This is a genomic window from Curvibacter sp. EU05-FHT14A10, from assembly GCF_058791075.1.
The window spans coordinates 1-16,294 of record NZ_JBYTDE010000001.1 but is presented as its reverse complement, the minus strand read 5'-3'; the positions used below and the strand labels follow the sequence as shown (position 1 = coordinate 16,294).

Annotated in this window: 10 protein-coding genes; 5 read left to right on the top strand and 5 right to left on the bottom strand. The window is 58.9% G+C overall.

The genetic code is table 11. The annotated features are described in order from the left end of the window. Nucleotides 1-52: 52 nt before the first annotated feature. Complete coding sequence (locus AC3WUT_RS00050; protein WP_492345033.1) at nt 53-1,252, bottom strand: substrate-binding domain-containing protein; 1,200 nt, start codon at nt 1,250-1,252, stop codon at nt 53-55. A 436-nt stretch (nt 1,253-1,688) separates the two neighbouring features. On the opposite strand from AC3WUT_RS00050, the gene AC3WUT_RS00045 reads away from it, so the two are divergent. After that, nucleotides 1,689-3,197, top strand: a complete 1,509-nt coding sequence (locus tag AC3WUT_RS00045; protein WP_492345032.1) for a sensor domain-containing diguanylate cyclase — start codon at nt 1,689-1,691, stop codon at nt 3,195-3,197. 16 nt (nt 3,198-3,213) lie between these two features. Here AC3WUT_RS00045 and AC3WUT_RS00040 read toward each other — a convergent pair whose 3' ends face one another. Beyond that, complete coding sequence (locus AC3WUT_RS00040; RefSeq protein WP_492345031.1) at nt 3,214-4,101, bottom strand: LysR family transcriptional regulator; 888 nt, start codon at nt 4,099-4,101, stop codon at nt 3,214-3,216. A 97-nt stretch (nt 4,102-4,198) separates the two neighbouring features. Here AC3WUT_RS00040 and argC point away from each other — a divergent pair, with 97 nt between their 5' ends. Then, nucleotides 4,199-5,137, top strand: coding sequence for an N-acetyl-gamma-glutamyl-phosphate reductase (argC, locus tag AC3WUT_RS00035; RefSeq protein ID WP_492345030.1), 939 nt, complete (start codon nt 4,199-4,201; stop codon nt 5,135-5,137). A 26-nt stretch (nt 5,138-5,163) separates the two neighbouring features. On the opposite strand, the gene AC3WUT_RS00030 is transcribed toward argC, so the two are convergent. Next, nucleotides 5,164-5,388 (bottom strand): hypothetical protein, encoded by a 225-nt coding sequence (locus tag AC3WUT_RS00030; RefSeq protein ID WP_492345029.1) that lies wholly within the window; start codon nt 5,386-5,388, stop codon nt 5,164-5,166. Between the two features lie 740 nt (nt 5,389-6,128). After that, complete coding sequence (locus tag AC3WUT_RS00025) at nt 6,129-7,016, bottom strand: hypothetical protein (protein ID WP_492345028.1); 888 nt, start codon at nt 7,014-7,016, stop codon at nt 6,129-6,131. Between the two features lie 1,007 nt (nt 7,017-8,023). On the opposite strand from AC3WUT_RS00025, the gene AC3WUT_RS00020 reads away from it, so the two are divergent. The 3 genes from AC3WUT_RS00020 (at nt 8,024) to herA (ending at nt 15,519) form a co-directional block, all read left to right on the top strand. Next, nucleotides 8,024-11,914: an nSTAND3 domain-containing NTPase gene (locus AC3WUT_RS00020; RefSeq protein WP_492345027.1), complete on the top strand. Its 3,891-nt coding sequence runs from the start codon at nt 8,024-8,026 to the stop codon at nt 11,912-11,914. Between the two features lie 605 nt (nt 11,915-12,519). Beyond that, complete coding sequence (locus tag AC3WUT_RS00015) at nt 12,520-13,770, top strand: DUF4297 family anti-phage-associated protein (protein ID WP_492345026.1); 1,251 nt, start codon at nt 12,520-12,522, stop codon at nt 13,768-13,770. Nucleotides 13,771-13,779: 9 nt separating this feature from the next. Continuing rightward, the gene (gene herA, locus AC3WUT_RS00010) at nt 13,780-15,519 is read left to right on the top strand and encodes an anti-phage-associated helicase HerA (RefSeq protein WP_492345025.1); all 1,740 of its coding nucleotides are present in this window, start codon (nt 13,780-13,782) and stop codon (nt 15,517-15,519) included. A gap of 199 nt (nt 15,520-15,718) precedes the next feature. Here the strand turns inward: herA and AC3WUT_RS00005 are convergent. Continuing rightward, the coding region (locus tag AC3WUT_RS00005) for a virulence RhuM family protein (RefSeq protein WP_492345024.1) at nt 15,719-16,294 on the bottom strand (576 nt) is incomplete at its 5' end.

The following is a 16,294-nucleotide window of genomic DNA, read 5'->3' as shown; positions in this document are numbered from 1 at the left end:
GCGGGAGCGTGATGGAAAGGCAGGTGCCGCGCAGCGGCGGCACCGTGGACGATCAGCGCTTGTTGCGGATCGGGACGTTCATCTCTTCGGGCTTGATCTCGCGCACCAGCTCGGGCACGCCCCAGGCAAAGGCCGGGTCCACCTTGATCTTGAAGTGGTACATGCTCTGCAGGGCCTGGTGGTCTTCCTTGCGGAAGGTCATCTTGCCCTTGGGGGTGTCAAAGCTCATGCCTTCCATGGCCTTGATCAGCTTGTTGGTGGCCGTCTCGCCGTTCGTGCTCTTGAGCGCCGTCACCACGGCCATGGCCGCGCTGAAACCACCAGCCGTGAAGAAGTCCGGCGGGGCCTTGAACTGCTTGTAGTGCTGCGACACCAGGGCTTCGTTGACCGGGTTCTTCGGGATGCCGAAGTAGTAGTACGTGGCGCCTTCCATGCCGGGGAAGTTCTTGTACGAGGCCATGGCGGGCAGGATGTTGCCGCCGGTGGCGATCTCGATGTTGTAGCGCTTCAGGTCGAGATCGGCGATCTTGAACGGGTTGCCGGCCCCGGCCCAGATGATGAAGATCACCTTGCGGCCCGGCTGGTCCTTGAGCTTGTCGATCAGGCGCTGGGCCCCGGCGGTGAAGTCGGTGGTGCTGGTGGGCAGGTACTCCTCGTGCACCAGCTTGGCGGTCTTGAGGGCGTCCTTGAAGGCTTTCACGCCGTCACGGCCGAAGGCGTAATCCTGGGCCAGGGTGGCGATGGTGACGCCGGGCTTGTCGAGCGCGACCGCATTCGAGATCGCATCCTGCGAGCTGTTGCGGCCGGTGCGGAAGATGTATTTGTTCCACTTGTCGCCGGTGATGCTGTCGGCCACGGCGGGCTCGACGATCAGCACCTTCTTGTACTCTTCGGCCACCGGCAGCAAGGCCAGCGCCACACCCGACGAGGTAGGGCCCACGGCCAGGTCGGCCTTGTCGTCGGAATACGCCGACGCCAGCAGCGATTTGCCCAGATCAGGCTTGCCCTGATCGTCTTTTTCGAGCACCACCAGCTTGCGGCCATTGACCGCCATGGTGCCACCGGTGGCGTACTCCAGGCCCATCATGAAGCCGGTCTGGGTCTGCTTGCCGTAGGCCTCCAGGGGGCCGGTCTTGCTGTAGACGTGGGCGATGCGGATATCGCCCGATTGGCTGAACGCCGGGGCGGCGCTGAAGGCGCTGCAAACCAGTGCGGCGAGCGCGGGCAGGCCGATGAGAGCACGACGGTGCATGGATGTCTCCTGTTGTGTTGGCTGTCGAGCACCATCATTGCACAAGCCGTGCCTGTTTGTAAGTAATTGATTTTTATCGATTTTCTTCCAAATTTCAAATAAATGACTGAATTTTAGACATCTCAATTGTCTTAATTTCAGACACATGTCTGAATTAAGAACACTCCAATCCAGCCTGCGCCAGGCCCCAAAGTCAGGGCACCTCTCCGCGGTCAAGCATCTGACCCTCGTGGCACCCGCCGGACGGCACCGGGCGCCGCAATGCTGCGCCCCGCCCTTCGGGTAGGATCTGGATTTGTAATTAAACGTGACAAAACCTCGCCTGCCGCCTGCCGCCTGCCGCGCTGGCGGGCCGCGGCGTCCTACTGCAACCTGGATTCGGGCGCACCCGAGGCCCTTGTGCTGACTTTCTGCGTGCACCTTTTCATCGATGACCATGAGGGCTGATGTCGTGTCGGCCCTCCGGGCACGCCTGTCCCTCGCCCGCAGTGACAGCTACGGCGTGCTGTTGCTGCTGTTGCTGGTCATTGGCGGCTGGCTCGTGATCGACTTCATGCAGGAGCGCGATCGCATCACCGCCGAGCGATCGTGGCTGGCCATCAACAAAAGTCAGTTGATGAACCGATCGTTCGGCGACACCTTTCTGGCCGCCGATTACGTGCTGAGGGATGTCCTGGGCAGGGTCGATGTGGGCCAGGACCTGGCCTACCCGCAGCCCGACGGCCAGGTCTCTGCACGCCTGGAGGCCCTGCTCAAAGAAAAGGTGGACACCGTGGCCGGCCTGACCGACCTGGTGCTGTTCAATGGCAACTGCATCTTCGCCGCCAGCGCCCGTTCTCCGACGCGCGGCACCAAAAGCCGCCAGCGCTTCTGCTCCGATGCCCACGTCGAGCCCGGCCAAAGCCTGCACATCCAGTACATGCCGCCTGACCGCTCGGTCTCGGCCCGTTCGGTGGTTCTCATGTCACGCACACTGGGCTCGCCAGACGGCGTTTTGCTGGGTGGAGCCATGGTGGTGGTGGACCTGGAGCACGCTCAACAGTGGATTGCCGCCATCGAAGTCGAGCCAGGCGATGTGCTGGCCCTGGTCGACTCTGATGGCACGCTGCTGGCGCGCAACCCGCCCCTGCCCGAAGCGATCGGCCAACACACCGCGCCCCCACCGAGCGAGCCGCCGTTTTCCGAGGTCCATGGCAGTGCCACCTTCACGGCCCAGTCGCCCATCGATGGGCGGGAGCGGATCTTCGGCATGAGCCGGCTGGAACAGTTTCCATTCATTGTCATCGTCGGGTTTGACCGATCGCGTGTGCTGTCGGGCTGGCTGCACCGCGCCTTGCAGTTTGCCGGGGGCTACCTCCTGCTGTCGGGCATGGCCCTGTTGGCGCTGCGCGTTCAACGTGCTACCCGGCGCCAGCGCGAAGAGATGCGCAAGCTCGCCAACACCGACACCCTGACCGACATCGCCAACCGCCGCCACTTTGTGGCGATTGCCGATCGCGAATTCAACCGGGCCCGGCGTTACCACCATCCGCTGTCGGTGTTGATGCTGGACATCGACCGATTCAAGACCATCAACGACCGCTGGGGGCACCCCACCGGCGACCGCGTCATCCAGGAGCTGGCCCACCTGACAAGCGCGGTGATCCGGGGCCATGACCTGTGCGGGCGCCTGGGCGGTGACGAGTTTGCACTCATGCTGCCTGAAACCGACGCCTCGGGCGCCCAACTCATCGCCGAGCGCCTGCGCGCCAGGGCCGAGGCCTCGGGCACCGTCCGCGCCGATGATGGCAGCGCGGTGCGCTTCACCGTGAGCATCGGCATCGCCTCGCTGAGCCCCGAAGACAGCTCGTTCGATGCCTTGCTGCAACGCGCCGACAAAGAGCTGTACCAGGCCAAGCAAGGCGGGCGGAACCGATCGGTGCTGGCGGCCGGGGGCACATCGTGATCCGATGCCAGCGCTCTCAGCCCTGCCTGAACCCGCGCAACACCGTCAGCACCACCTCGGTGGCCGGCTCCAGCGCCGCGCTGCGATAGGCCAGCCCCAGCGGGCGCCACAAGGCCGGGCGCACCGGCAGCATGCGGATGCGAGGGTCGGGCGGCGGGGCCGTCGATTCATGCGGCAACAGCGTGGCGCCATAGCCGGCCGCCACCAGGCTTTTGATGGCGTCGTTGTAATTCAGCTCAATGCGGGCCGTGGGGCGCAGCCCGGCACTGGCAAACCACTCCGAGGTGAGGCGTGACAGGCGGGTGCTGGCGTCGTTGAGGATCAAAGGGCGTTCGGCCAGCCAGGCCGGCGTGATGCGGGCCGGGGTCTTGCCCCAGGCCGCCGGCACAAAGGCCATCACCGGATCGCGCCGCCAGGGCTGCACCTGCAGACCTTCCGTCACGGGCTGCGGCAGGGCCACCAGGCCGATGTCCAGCCGGCCGGCGGCCAGGCTGGACAGGGTCTCTTGCGAGGTCAGCACCGCCACCTGCACATCGATGCCCGGGTGCTCGCGGCCCAGTTGCTCCAGGGCCTGTGGCAGCAAGTGGGCAATCGCCCCGGTGGAGGCCCCCAGGCGCACGCGCCCGGTGCGCCCCTCAACCTGCCCGCGCAGCTCGTCCAGGGTTTGATCGACATCAGGCAACAAGCGGCGGGCCCGCGCCACCAAGGTGTCGCCAATGCCCGAGGGCTGCACCTGGCCACGCTGACGCAGCAGCAGTGGCGAACCAATGCGCTCTTCGAGCTCGGCCACATGCAAGCTGACCGTGGGCGGCGCCAGGTTCAGCGAACGGGCCGCAGCGGCGAACGAGCCCAGGTCGACGATGGCGACCAGGGTGCGCAGGCGGTCCAGGCTCAGTTCACGCATGACATTCAGAAATCACAAACAAACTCTTCATGAAATTCAACTTTTCTTATTTTAGTCAGGGCTGGAAGATGCGGGCCACCCCCCCAGGAGAAACGTCATGCACCCCTTTGTTTTCATCGACGGCGACCAAGGCACCACCGGCCTGCAGATCCATGAGCGGCTGCGCGGCCGCACCGACCTGCGCCTGCTGACCCTGCCCGAGGCCGAGCGCAAAGACCCGGCACGCCGCGCAGCGGCCATCAACGCCTGCGACATCGCCATCCTTTGCCTGCCCGACGCCGCGGCCCGCGAAGCCGCCGCCACCATCCGCAACCCCGCCGTGCGCGTGATCGACGCCAGCTCGGCCCACCGCACCGACCCGCAATGGGTCTACGGCTTTGCCGAGATGGCCCCGGGCCAGGCCCAGCGCATCGCCCAGGCCCGGCGCGTGAGCAATCCGGGCTGCTACCCCACCGGCGCCATCGGCCTGCTGCGCCCCCTGGTGCAAGCCGGCGTGCTGCCGGCCGACACCCCATTGAACATCCACGCCATCTCGGGCTACTCGGGCGGCGGGCGCGCCCAGGTGCAGGCCTTTGAAGCCGCCACCGAAGGCCAGCGCCCCCCTGCCCTGCAGGTGTATGGCCTGGGCCTGCAGCACAAGCACACCCCCGAGATCCAGCAGCACGCCGGCCTGAGCACCCGCCCCGCCTTTGTGCCGGCCTACGGCGCCTTCAGACAAGGCATCGTGCTGACCGTCGCCCTGCACCTGCGCCAACTGGCCCCCGGCACCAACGCCGCCAGCCTGCACCAGGCCCTGGCCCGCCACTACGCCGACCACCGCCACATCGAGCTGCTGAGCCCGGACCAAGCCCAGGCCCTGCAGACCCTGGACCCCGAAGCCCTCAACGGCAGCAACCAACTGCGCCTGGCCGTGCTGGGCCAAGGTGCCCCCGACCAGGTGCTGCTGGCCGCCGTGTTCGACAACCTGGGCAAAGGCGCATCCGGTGCCGCCGTGCAGAACCTGGACCTGATGCTGGGCCGACCAGACGCGGCCTGAGGCCCCCGCCCAAGGGGGGCACTGAGTCAGCCCAAGGCCCCCTGAGCCGCCTCGGCCTGCGTACAGGCCAGCGATACCCGCTGCGCCAGGCCCTCATTCATCAAGCCCAGCAAACGCCCCAGCTCAGCCGCCTCGGGCGTGTCGTTGTGGTCATGGGGCTGGTTCATCAACAAATGCGCCAACGCGGCATAGGCCTGCACGGCTTCGCGCACGGGGTAGAGGGCGTCGGCAATGGCGAGGATGTGGGGCATGGCACGCCCCTCCTCTACCCGAGCCGGCACACCCTGGCTCGCATGCCCGGACATAGGCTTGGTCTTGGGTTTCGAATGTGCCTTGGGCTTGTTCATCGTCTGCCTCCCTTGTGTTCGCAGAACCACAAAAGCAGCACGCCCGGCAATCCATACAGAGGGGGCGGCGGCTCGAACAGGTTGACAGACCGGGAACCACTTGCGCGAACCGGCAGGGCGCGAGCCCTCCCATCCGAGCCGCCAAAAAAGGAGGCACGAACGAAAAAGCCGCAAGCACTGTGCGGTGTCGACTGCGGCTTTCGTCGCAGTGGTTCAAGAGGCTGTCAAACCTCGTCGCGCGTTACGGGCGTGACGAGGGCAGTATAGCCAGGGAAGGGGGTGGGAGGGGAGCGTCGAGTGGGCGCGGGAGGTACCGGTATCGAAGATGCCGGTGTTGCGCAGTTTCAAGTCGCCGATGAACTGCGATGCAGCGGGTGCTGCCGTCCGCCGCTCGCATGCCGGAGACCGGTGCAGACCAGCAAGCCGACACTCACCGCGGTAGAAAGGACCTCGCACAAGGACTACGCCACGCTCGTTTATAAAGGGGGGCCTGGCGACCGTCTGGTGGTCCTGACCACCTCGTTGGTGCACCAGGAGCGTTTGAAAGGCTGGGAACAGGGTTCCGGGAGACTTCAAACCCAAACTGCGGTGGCATGCGTCCTTATCGGCCCCGCAGGTCCGATTCACCGGCTGAAACCTCGGTATCACGCGATGACGGCAGGTGCGCCGTTCACCTCCGAGTACCGGGCGTACGAACCCTTGAAGCCTAGAAGCCGGAGCAGGTACTCCCGGACCAAGTCCTGGATTTGCTCATACGCCTTCCAGTTGGCGTGATGGGTCAAGTCAGACACGCCGGAGTGCACGATGGAGTTCCGCACGGATACGATGTCATCGAGTGCTGGTGTCATCCCAACAGCTTTGAACATCCGAGTAAGCATGACCTTGAATGATATCGTTGCGTCTTTTTGGCTCGGCCCCATTCTGAAGAAACCTTTGACGAACGGAATGCCCTCGCTCACTGCGTACGTGTGCTTTAGGTTCTCCAGTAGTACGAAGGCGAAGATCAGTCGGCATTCGGTGGGCAATGCATCCCGTTCGGCCTGAAGCAAGTAGTCGATGGCCACGTTCAGCAAGCGCGACCTCTCAAGTTGGGTGTAAGCCGGATATGTCTGATCAATGAAGTCTCGGATGACCGCCCCGTCTCGAATCTCAAAAACCGGACGAAAGAATCGCGTAGTGCCAACCACCGATTTCCGCGCGCCAAGCGCTTCAGCCGGGTAGTCATGCCCATAGCACACCACCTTAGATTGGCAGGCGAACGAGAGCAACCAGCAGATGCGGTCGATGGCCACTAGAACCTTGGGCACCGCTGACTTCGCCACGTTCGGCACCAATATCTGGGTTGTCATGGAGAAGCGCCCAGTGAAATGCGACACCGGCTTTTCGATAACTTCCTTCTGCTGGGTCACAATGAACTTTCGGCCCTCGCAAGTGAACGTCACCGTATCTCGAATAGATGATCCCTTCCCCAAGTCGGTAATCATCTCCCCGCCGATCAAGCAATTGGCGATGTGTGCACGTATATCTGGCATGTTCGACTCCCTGTAGCGAGTAGTATTATTGTGCGTTCTGCGCGATGCAACTCGGGTGATCAAAGAGTCTATGCCCGTTTGCACGCTCCGCGTAAGCCCTGTCGCTCGGCAGAATTGTTCATGCACAGCATGTCATGAGAGATTTCCGCTGAGGAAATGAGCACTCAACGCGATTCATCGATGCCATCGAAGCGCATAGTACGGCGGCGGGCCCGGCCGCCTTAGCACGTCGGCAACTGTGCCGAATTACCGATGCTGAAAGCAGCGGTCGTTGTGGCTGTCAGCTGCGAATGTCTCGGGCCAACCTCAAGCGGCCATGCAACTTGCAGGGACCACCGACTGCTCCTGGCCGGATTCCGCCCTACGTCGGAGGGCGCAGGTGGGCCTGAAACCGCCATGGCGCGGTGGCAGACGGCTCTGCAGCGTCTCCAGCCGTTCGGCCCGACTGGATTAACGGCCGCACCGCCACAGTTCACTGCCATTGGCTAACCACCATCGAGCCGGATCGCCAGTTGTTTTGTCTTTGCCTCGGTTTAAGCCACGATAGTCATCGGGCCTCGAACCCCTACGCGTCGAATCTGAGAGTGAGGTCGTTCTCCGTATGCGTCCAGCCAAGTCATCAATATTGCGGGCAGCGCGGCGGTAAGGATCATGTGCATCTAGTTTCCGGTTGCCACGATGATAAGTGAGAGGGCGGATACTCGACGATAAAGCACGATGACGACGGTTAAGGCAGTGGCGCAGCGCGCCGAGTTCGGTGCGTCGATCGCCAAGGCAAATGGTATTAATGCCTAAGTCATTCATCGCTGGCGCAAACTAGCCCGAGGCGGTGACGCCAGCGCGATCACGATGTCTATTACCTGGCCCAGCAGCGCTGCCGCCGAATTTTCGCCTTCTAGACCCGCGACTTCATCGGGCGAGCCGATGGCCATGGCAGCGCATTCCGATGGATACTCGAACTGTCTAACCAGATAACAAAGAGGGAGGCTTCGTTTCGACGAAGAGGTATGTCAATTGAGATTATTGGCCAACAAAAGTACCGCTTTCAGGACCACGTATGCGTACTTCTAGCTGTGCTTGCGTCCGGAAATCCGGGGGCCTCGCTGCAGATCGAGCCCAAGGACGGCGAAGATGCACTCCTGCAAACCACAGAAAGCGGCGTTGCAAAAACGGTGGAAGTTCAGGTGAAGGGCGCAACCGCCCCCATCACGCATGATGTATTGGCAGCCTGGCTTGCACATTATCCGGCCTACGGTGACAGCGGATCGCTGCTAGAGCGGATTTCGAGCGATTCCAGCAGATCCGTGTTGTTTGTTGCCAGCGGCCGTTGCAACGATGCCGTCGCCCCCCATGCGGTGCCCCTGTCGGTCCACACAACGCAAGTTCCAAAGGGGGGGATGACAAACGCCGTGGAGGACGGGATGCGTGAGGGCCTGCACAACTACGAGACCGGCACGTCATCAACTGACTCACACTTGGTCAAACGACGTCGAGCGAACATCGGGGCATGGCTTGCGGTCACACCTGCTGCTTCACTGAAGGCAGCACTTCAGAGGGTCCTCATCGCTGAACTGGTTGACGAGCCCACGGTCCTAAGGCGCATTCGAGACACCCTTGAAACTGTTCACCGCGTGGTTCCAGATCGGGTTGAGGAGGCGACAAGACGCATTACAGACATCGTCGTGAATGAGAAAAAGACCGGCGTGAACGTACTGCAACAGGTGGACAAGGTCATCTCCTGGGGCTCGGCGGTAGACCCACTGGTGGCGGCGTCCTACGTTTCCAGAGGGGAGGAGCAGGCCTTGTTGGACCGCCTGTCGCTCGACTCTGCGCTCCTCCTCACTGGCGCCCCTCGCGTGGGAAAGACTTTCTGCGCTCGCAACCTGGCGTACTCGCTACAAAGCCAGGGCTACAGAGTTCGAATCTGTAACGACATTTCAGAAGCAGAACGCTATCTGACCGAGCCTGTCACTGGCAACCGGGCCGCTCTCGTCGACGACCCACTTGGAGGTGCGCACGCTGCGGACAACGCGGCACGCGAGCTGATGCTACTGGGCGCCCTGATCCCCAAACTTGCCAACGGCAGGCGGCTCATCGTCTCTCAAGCGCAAGACCGCCTCCTGGAAATCTCACGATGTCAGTCAGTCTCCGCCATCCGAACGGGCAACTTGCCCTGGGTGGAGATGGGTATTGGAACCAACGGTTTCCTGGGCGGCCTCTGGAGTGCGCTGACCGCCGACTATTCCGTCCCGCCGGCTCTGGGAACGTTGGTTGCAGAGGCCATCAAGGCCGGGCAACTTGCCTTGGAACCCGGCTGCCTCGTCTACCTTGCGGCCAACCACGACCGTGTTGACGCGGGCGCTCAGCTTGCCGACGTTATTAGTCACGCGCGTCAGGACTCAAGATCTCTGGGCGACGCACTACGCAAGGAGCAACTCGCACCTCTGATGAGCGCGCTCGCGATCGCATCGACACCTTCCCTGCGAAGCGCCGAGTTGGAGCTTGCATTTGTGCTAGACAACAAGCGGGGAGACCGCCCCGGTGAGTCCAGCGTCAAGTTCACCATGTCCTCTTGGCCTAGCCCGGTTTCGACTACGCCGTCGGCGCCGCCGCCAAGTTACGTGCCGCTTCCGACTTTGTCGTCTCAACAGATCGATGACTTGGATCGCCTTGAGCTTCGAAGGATGGTGAGCCAGTCATCCAAGCGCTACACCTTCAGCCACCCGTTCTATCGGGCCAGTGCCGAGTCGCTTGTGGATGCAGCCACGACCCGGTCAATGGAGTCGGCGATGTCAATTTTGGAGCGGGCACTGTTCACGCTCGATGCTGACGCATCACGTGCGGCGGCCACAAATCTCGGCTGGATGTACCGAAATCTGAACACAGATGAAGGTCGGCAAGGCGTCGTTGGCCTGGCGGTTCGCGGGTTGCGTTCGATCTTCCCTGCGGTACGTGATCTGTGTTTCGAGTTTCTCGCGCGCAGGCTGGAATCGCTGCCAGTGAAAGATCAGGCGAACGTTTCTGACTGGGTACGTAGGGTGACCGCCATGAAGCTCTCATACGTCGAGTGGACAGAGGATGGGCAGCCACGCATCCCGTCGGCCACTTTCGGGGACACCCTGGAAGTCGACCCGTTCCCAGCATCGGTTCCTCTGGCAGAGGTCGAATGTGCATTGGCCCTCCTGGACAGCGAGCGGCCCGATGCCCTCTCCGCACATGATGCGGCAAGAGCCGTGATGTTCCTTCAGGAGTCACCCGAGCGGCTGACGCCCCAGATGGCGTCTCGACTTCTTAGTTTTGACATCTCCATGGTCCGCGCACCTGTTGCTCGCCTCTGGATAGGTTCCCCTCGAGATGGCGACCAACTGCTGTTGAAGCGCATCTTCAACGAGCAGCATCCTTCTGTCACCGAAGCTGCATACCAAGGCGTGCTGGAAGCGTGGCCAGACTGCGGTGAGGCGCGCCGCGCCACACTCGTCAGTGGTCTGCAGGTGATGGCTGACTCGCCGGTCTCGGCCGCGGTCCTCATCGGCAGCCTGGTGGTCATTGCTCGCAAAGAGTACGGAGGCCCCGAGACCCCTTGGCTGTTGTTTGATGCTTTGATGCCAAGGGTTCTCCGCCAATTGCCACCGGGTGCCTCATTCAGTGACGTGCGGCTATACGACGTGATGAATGACGCCATCGGGAACATCTCCAGTCAGAGCCTTTTGGAAATCATTGACCACTGGATAGGATTGGTCCATCAGTGCGCTTTGTCTGGCATCCCGAGCGACTACATGCTCGGCGTCACGGACATCCTCATCTCAGGTGTAAGGAGCGAGGCCGGCGAAAGAGGAGCACGGATCGAACGCCTGCTTGCAGTGCCAGGCACAGCAGGTCGGCTGCGGGTCGTGGCTGACCTAGTTGATGCTTGGGACGACCTGACGGATATCGAACGCGCGCGTCTGCTCCAGCATCTGAAAACAGCGGACCTTGATGTCATGTGGCTGCAAGCAGCAGCGTTGACACGTCATGACGTTCCATCGGAAATCCAGACGGCGCTTCTGCCAGTTGGACTCACATTGGCCTCAGCACCCGAGGAGATCATCTCTGGACTGCCGGTCACGCTTCTCGAAGCGTGTGTGCATGTCTTCACTGGCGACCATCCCGTCATCTATTCCGTTGGCGCCCATGGGTCTAGAAACATAGCTTGGAACTCGGTGCTTCGCAAAATCGTACGCATGCCAGGTCACAGCATGTTTGAGGTTGCATGGGAATGGCTGTCATCGAGTGGCGAGGAAGAGGAACTGGCGGAAGTGGCACGTGCTCTGGGCGTCGCCCATGCAGAGCGCCTAGCCGGCCTGTTGCTCGAGCGCAAACAACACACGTCCGGCGAGTTCATGGCGGACATCTGGACCGTGCTCTTCGGACTCCCCGTGAGCCAAGACCTGAAGTCAGACTGGCTTGCCCGGATGGCGGCTCTCGCACCCAACGCCCTGGACTCCTTGGACGAGCACAAGAGTTGGATACCTGAGTCGCATCGCGAGGAGTTCCTGTCGCATTTCGAAAGCGACGATGCATTGCGGAAGTTGGCTGTGACCCTTCTGCGGGCGCTGAACGTCGTTCAGGACGGAGATGATGCCGGAGAGGAGAATGAGGCCGAAGACGAAGAGCTGGCCACCGCAGGCTTGCAGGTGAAATCCCAAGCGCTGAAACTAATTGAAACCGTGGTCGACAAACATCCTCCGAAGCACTGGCAGACGTATGACGTCGTCCTCTGGTTCATGGAATTGGGCAAGTTCTCCGATGACGGCTTCAAGAAAAAGGTGCAGAAGCTTCGCTCGCGAGCTATCGAGCTGTCGCTGGATCGTCCAGCAAGGCGAAGGCAAACTCCGAGGAACTGGGAGGGGCGCTCCTGAGTCGACCCTGAAGCTCCCGCCACTGGCATCAATACCGGCCCTGTGTGTGGCGGGCCTTCGCAAGCTCGCTGTATGGAACGGGTACTGAACTACTCCAGCCAGCGACAGCACCGCTGCAAGCGCTGTCGTCAAGCAGGCACTCGATTCGTTCGCCCAGCCTAGCCCAGTCCTCACGCTTTTCTGCCGCGTAGTCGTGATAGCGGTAATCCCGGTGGAAGCGAATGCCGACCATCACGAAGTTCTGGCATCGCCCAATCAGCTCGAGTGACACACCTAGTCGCTGCATATCGGTGGCAGAGACGTCGGCTTTAGGTCTCGAATCCACGCAGAGTCCGGCTTCGATCAAAGCAGTCGTTGACTCCTAAACGAATGACCAGTCGCAATCAGCCTGAAGCGGCCAGCAGCAGCGAAATTCAGCTCTGCAGAGGGGGACGACGATCAGCTCCACAACATGAAGACTGCTCTTTAGCGATGATCAGTCACTTGCGGCAAATAAGGAGAATTACCTGAGGTATGGCACTACCTAGGAAAAGCTGGTTGATTCACACTCGCAGTTTTCTCATTTTTTCCCTACAATGCCAAAAGAAATTAATTAGGAGGCGAGGATGCTGGAGGTAGACAAGAAACGCGAAGCAACAGCCTCGATTAGAGGGTATTTTTATCAACTCGACGCCACCTTGCTCGAAATCCTAAATTCGAAACTGAAGGATGAAGTCGTCATTGAGGGAATTGAAGACTTCGATCGCTACACCGATGAAGGCGTCATTTATGGCCAGGTAAAATATTACGCAGAGCAGAGCCTGACAGACTCCGTGCTGCGTGAGCCCCTGTACAAGCTCTTTGCTCATTTCCATGGGCTCGACAAGGTACAACGGGCAAATCGAAAATACCGGCTATACGGGCACTTTTCAGAAGTTAATATCGATATTGGCGAACTCTCCGTCGAACGCTTTAAATCGCTGATGAAATACCGCAAGCAAGGGCAGGCTGCTGACGGTAAGAAAATATACGAAACAAAGTCCTTACTCGACGGAATGAAAGCGCCTGATAAATTGATTGAGGCGTTTTGCAAAAATTTCAGCATAAAAATTTCTGAGGAATTTTCTGCGCATCGCAAAATCGTCATCGAGGCAATAAGGCGAAACCAAAAAGTCACGGAGCTTGAGGCCGAAGGCCTCCACTATCCAATAGCCCTCGATTATATTGCAACACTAGCCACAAAAAAAGATCACAACGATCGCAAAACCACCCGTGGCAATCTGCAGGAAGTGCTCAAGGGCACTCAAGTTGTCCATAATCGATGGCTTCTCCGAGAAAAGGAAGAAACGGATTATGCCAAGCATATGAAACGCCTGTATTTCTCGCCCACGAATGGCGCAGGAATCGTCCGCGCATTCATCATTGAATGCGATGCAGCTACAGACCATTCGGTTATCTGTGACCAACTCAGAGCAATCAGCAACAACTGGAGTTCGGCTAAGACACGCCGCATCCCGAACTCCGACCGCTATGCACCATTCATCCTGCTACGAGGTGCGGATGAAAAACTTACCACACAAGTGAAGAACGAGCTTTTCGATACTGGAACAGTTTTCGTAGACGGCTTCCCATATCGCGGCTCGCCATTCCGCATCAATCACGTCCATAGCCCACAAACCCAAGAGCACCAGATCGAAATTCGTTTTATAGACGACGAAATCCAGTTGCGGGAGGTCCTCGATGAGATGGGACGTAAGTTGTGTCATATCTACGACTTCTTCTTTGAACGTCCTGCGACCATGGCCATATCGCACCCAAAGAGTCGGATGTATTCGATCCCTGTCAGCAACATCTCCATAATCAAGAATATTATCTAAGGACTTACAATGACTAAGGAAATCGCCAATGCGGAAGTTGTCGCCGTTTACCCCAACAAGGTTCGAGTGGCCGTTGATGATCTGTTGAACTTCCAGACGGCTGGTGAATCTCTTCGCGTTGGGTCCTTTCTCAAAGTTTCCGACAATGAGAACGTCTCCCTCATCTGCATCATCGAAAGTTTTTCAATCGAGATGAAAGAGGTTAAAGGCAACGGAAGCGCCGACTACAAGCGCGTCTATATGATAGATGCCTATCCTCTCGGAACCCTTAAAGACGGAAATTTCAATCGGGGCGGCGACGAATTAGCCATTCCACCCAAGAAGGTGGTCCCGGCCACGAAAGCCGAAATCGCAGCCATTTATGCAGACTGCTATGCGACTGAAGACCGCTTTTGCTTTTCTTCACTGACTCGGCAACGTGATATCGTCGTGCCCGTTCATGGCGACAGGTTCTTCAACAAACATATTGCCGTTGTCGGTGCTTCGGGATCTGGAAAATCGTCGAGTGTGTCATCGGTTCTACAAAAGGCCATATCAGCCAAAACCGGCGAATACCAGGGCCTCAACAATTCCCACATCTTGATATTCGATCTTCATTCCGAATATGCCGCAGCGTTTCCGGATGCAAATGTCATTACCGTCGATGATCTCATCCTACCATACTGGCTACTAAACGAAGACGAGATGGAGGACATGTTTCTGGAGTCCGGGGACAATAATAATTACAATCAGGAGGCACTACTGCGGCAGGTTGTCACTATCGCAAAAAAGATTAGTAATCCCGATGCAGAGAAAGTCAATTTTGACAGCCCCTTTCCCTACGAGATAAATCATGTTGCGAATGCGTTCAGAAATCTCACCAGAGAGACAAAGAACGCCGATAACTCTTTGCTGATCAAATTCAAAGACAACACGGAAATCACTTTTCCTGATGTCGATGCCCAGATCGAACACTACTGCAAGGAATTGCGCGAATTCGCTCCGACAAAACGTAGTGAGATCAATAAAGGGCCGTATGCTGACGGCACCATCGACAAGTTCGAACGACGGGTCAGATCGAAAATCGCGAACACTCGGCTTGGATTTATTTTCGGTGAAAAGGCTAAGAAGGCCTCTTTGGAGGATGTGCTTAGACAGTTCACTGGCTACAATGTGGAAAGTAAATCGAATGTCACCATCATCGACCTCAGCGGCATCCCTTTTGAACTACTCAGCATCACGGTCTCACTCATCTCCCGTCTAATGTTCGATTTTTGCTACTATGCCCGGCGCGTTGAAAGCAAAACCGAACAGCCGTTCCTGATGGTCTATGAGGAAGCGCACAAATATGCGCCGAAGAGCGGTCTTGCCCGCTACAAGGCATCACTGGCTGCTATCGAACGCATAGCTAAAGAAGGGCGAAAATACGGCATCAGCCTACTAATTTCGAGCCAGCGACCGTCTGAAATTTCAGAAACAATTTTTTCCCAATGCTCCAATTTCCTGGCAATGCGTCTTACAAATCCTGATGATCAAAGCTATGTCCGCCGACTACTGCCGGATACGCTTGGTAATTTGACTGAAGGCATGCCTGCGTTGGAGCAAGGGGAAGCGCTTCTGATCGGGGACGCAGTCATCATGCCATGCGTCGTTTATGTAGAAAAATGTGATCCCGAACCCTCGTCCAGTGATGTGAAATATCTCACGCTCTGGAAATCGGAGTGGAAAGAAATCGACTTTAAAAAGCGTGCGGACAACTGGCGAGGCTGATTAAGGCGTCGTTACACAAATTAGGGTTGAGGCGAGCTAACCAAAACCCTAATTGCGGCCATACCACGGAGCAAAACGAACTTGCAAAGAAGGTTCAATGCAATGACTGCTTTGGGTGGCAGCAGTCATTGGCCTTGTTGAGGTGAACAGCAGCACCCAACCTCAAGCAGCCAATGCTCGCCACCAGACTTAAACCGAATCATGGCCTCCCCCGCCTTTTCAGGGTGCTCTCCAAGGCCTTCAGACCCACCTTGTCCTGCTGATCTGCGGCGATGGCCTCCTGCCTTTTACGATCTTGGTCGAACCGAAGGTAAAGCTCATCCGGGTTCTTCTGCCGGTCATCGTCCATCACAAAGCCCTTGATCAGGTACTCGTTCAGAACGGTTGAAGCCCACCGGCGAAACTGCACCCCACGCGGCAATCGCACGCGGTAGCCGACGGCCAGGATGGCGTCGAGCTTGTAGAGCAGTGTCGGGTAGCGCTTGCCGTCGGCAGCAGTTGTCAAGGATTCCTTGACCACTGAATCCGCGTCCAGTTCTCCATCTTCGAAGATGTTCTTCAGGTGCAGCGAGACGTTCTGCTTGCTGGCATCAAACAGCTCTGCCATCTCCAACTTCGTGAGCCAGGCGGTCTGATCATGAGCCCGCAGCTTGATCCGGCTGCAGCCATCTTCTGTCGTGTCAAGAATGCTGAGGCCTCCCGAGTTCGACACGAAGTGCGGCAAGTGCTTGATTTCATTAGAAACCGCTTGAATATTTCCACTACAACAGGGGCA

Bases quoted from the DNA above. Each gene is read 5' to 3' on its own strand.
- AC3WUT_RS00050 (WP_492345033.1), bottom strand. From the start codon at position 1,252: ATGCACCGTCGTGCTCTCATCGGCCTGCCCGCGCTCGCCGCACTGGTT.
- AC3WUT_RS00045 (WP_492345032.1), top strand. From the start codon at position 1,689: ATGAGGGCTGATGTCGTGTCGGCCCTCCGGGCACGCCTGTCCCTCGCC.
- AC3WUT_RS00040 (WP_492345031.1), bottom strand. From the start codon at position 4,101: ATGCGTGAACTGAGCCTGGACCGCCTGCGCACCCTGGTCGCCATCGTC.
- argC (WP_492345030.1), top strand. From the start codon at position 4,199: ATGCACCCCTTTGTTTTCATCGACGGCGACCAAGGCACCACCGGCCTG.
- AC3WUT_RS00030 (WP_492345029.1), bottom strand. From the start codon at position 5,388: ATGCCCCACATCCTCGCCATTGCCGACGCCCTCTACCCCGTGCGCGAA.
- AC3WUT_RS00025 (WP_492345028.1), bottom strand. From the start codon at position 7,016: ATGCCAGATATACGTGCACACATCGCCAATTGCTTGATCGGCGGGGAG.
- AC3WUT_RS00020 (WP_492345027.1), top strand. From the start codon at position 8,024: ATGTCAATTGAGATTATTGGCCAACAAAAGTACCGCTTTCAGGACCAC.
- AC3WUT_RS00015 (WP_492345026.1), top strand. From the start codon at position 12,520: ATGCTGGAGGTAGACAAGAAACGCGAAGCAACAGCCTCGATTAGAGGG.
- herA (WP_492345025.1), top strand. From the start codon at position 13,780: ATGACTAAGGAAATCGCCAATGCGGAAGTTGTCGCCGTTTACCCCAAC.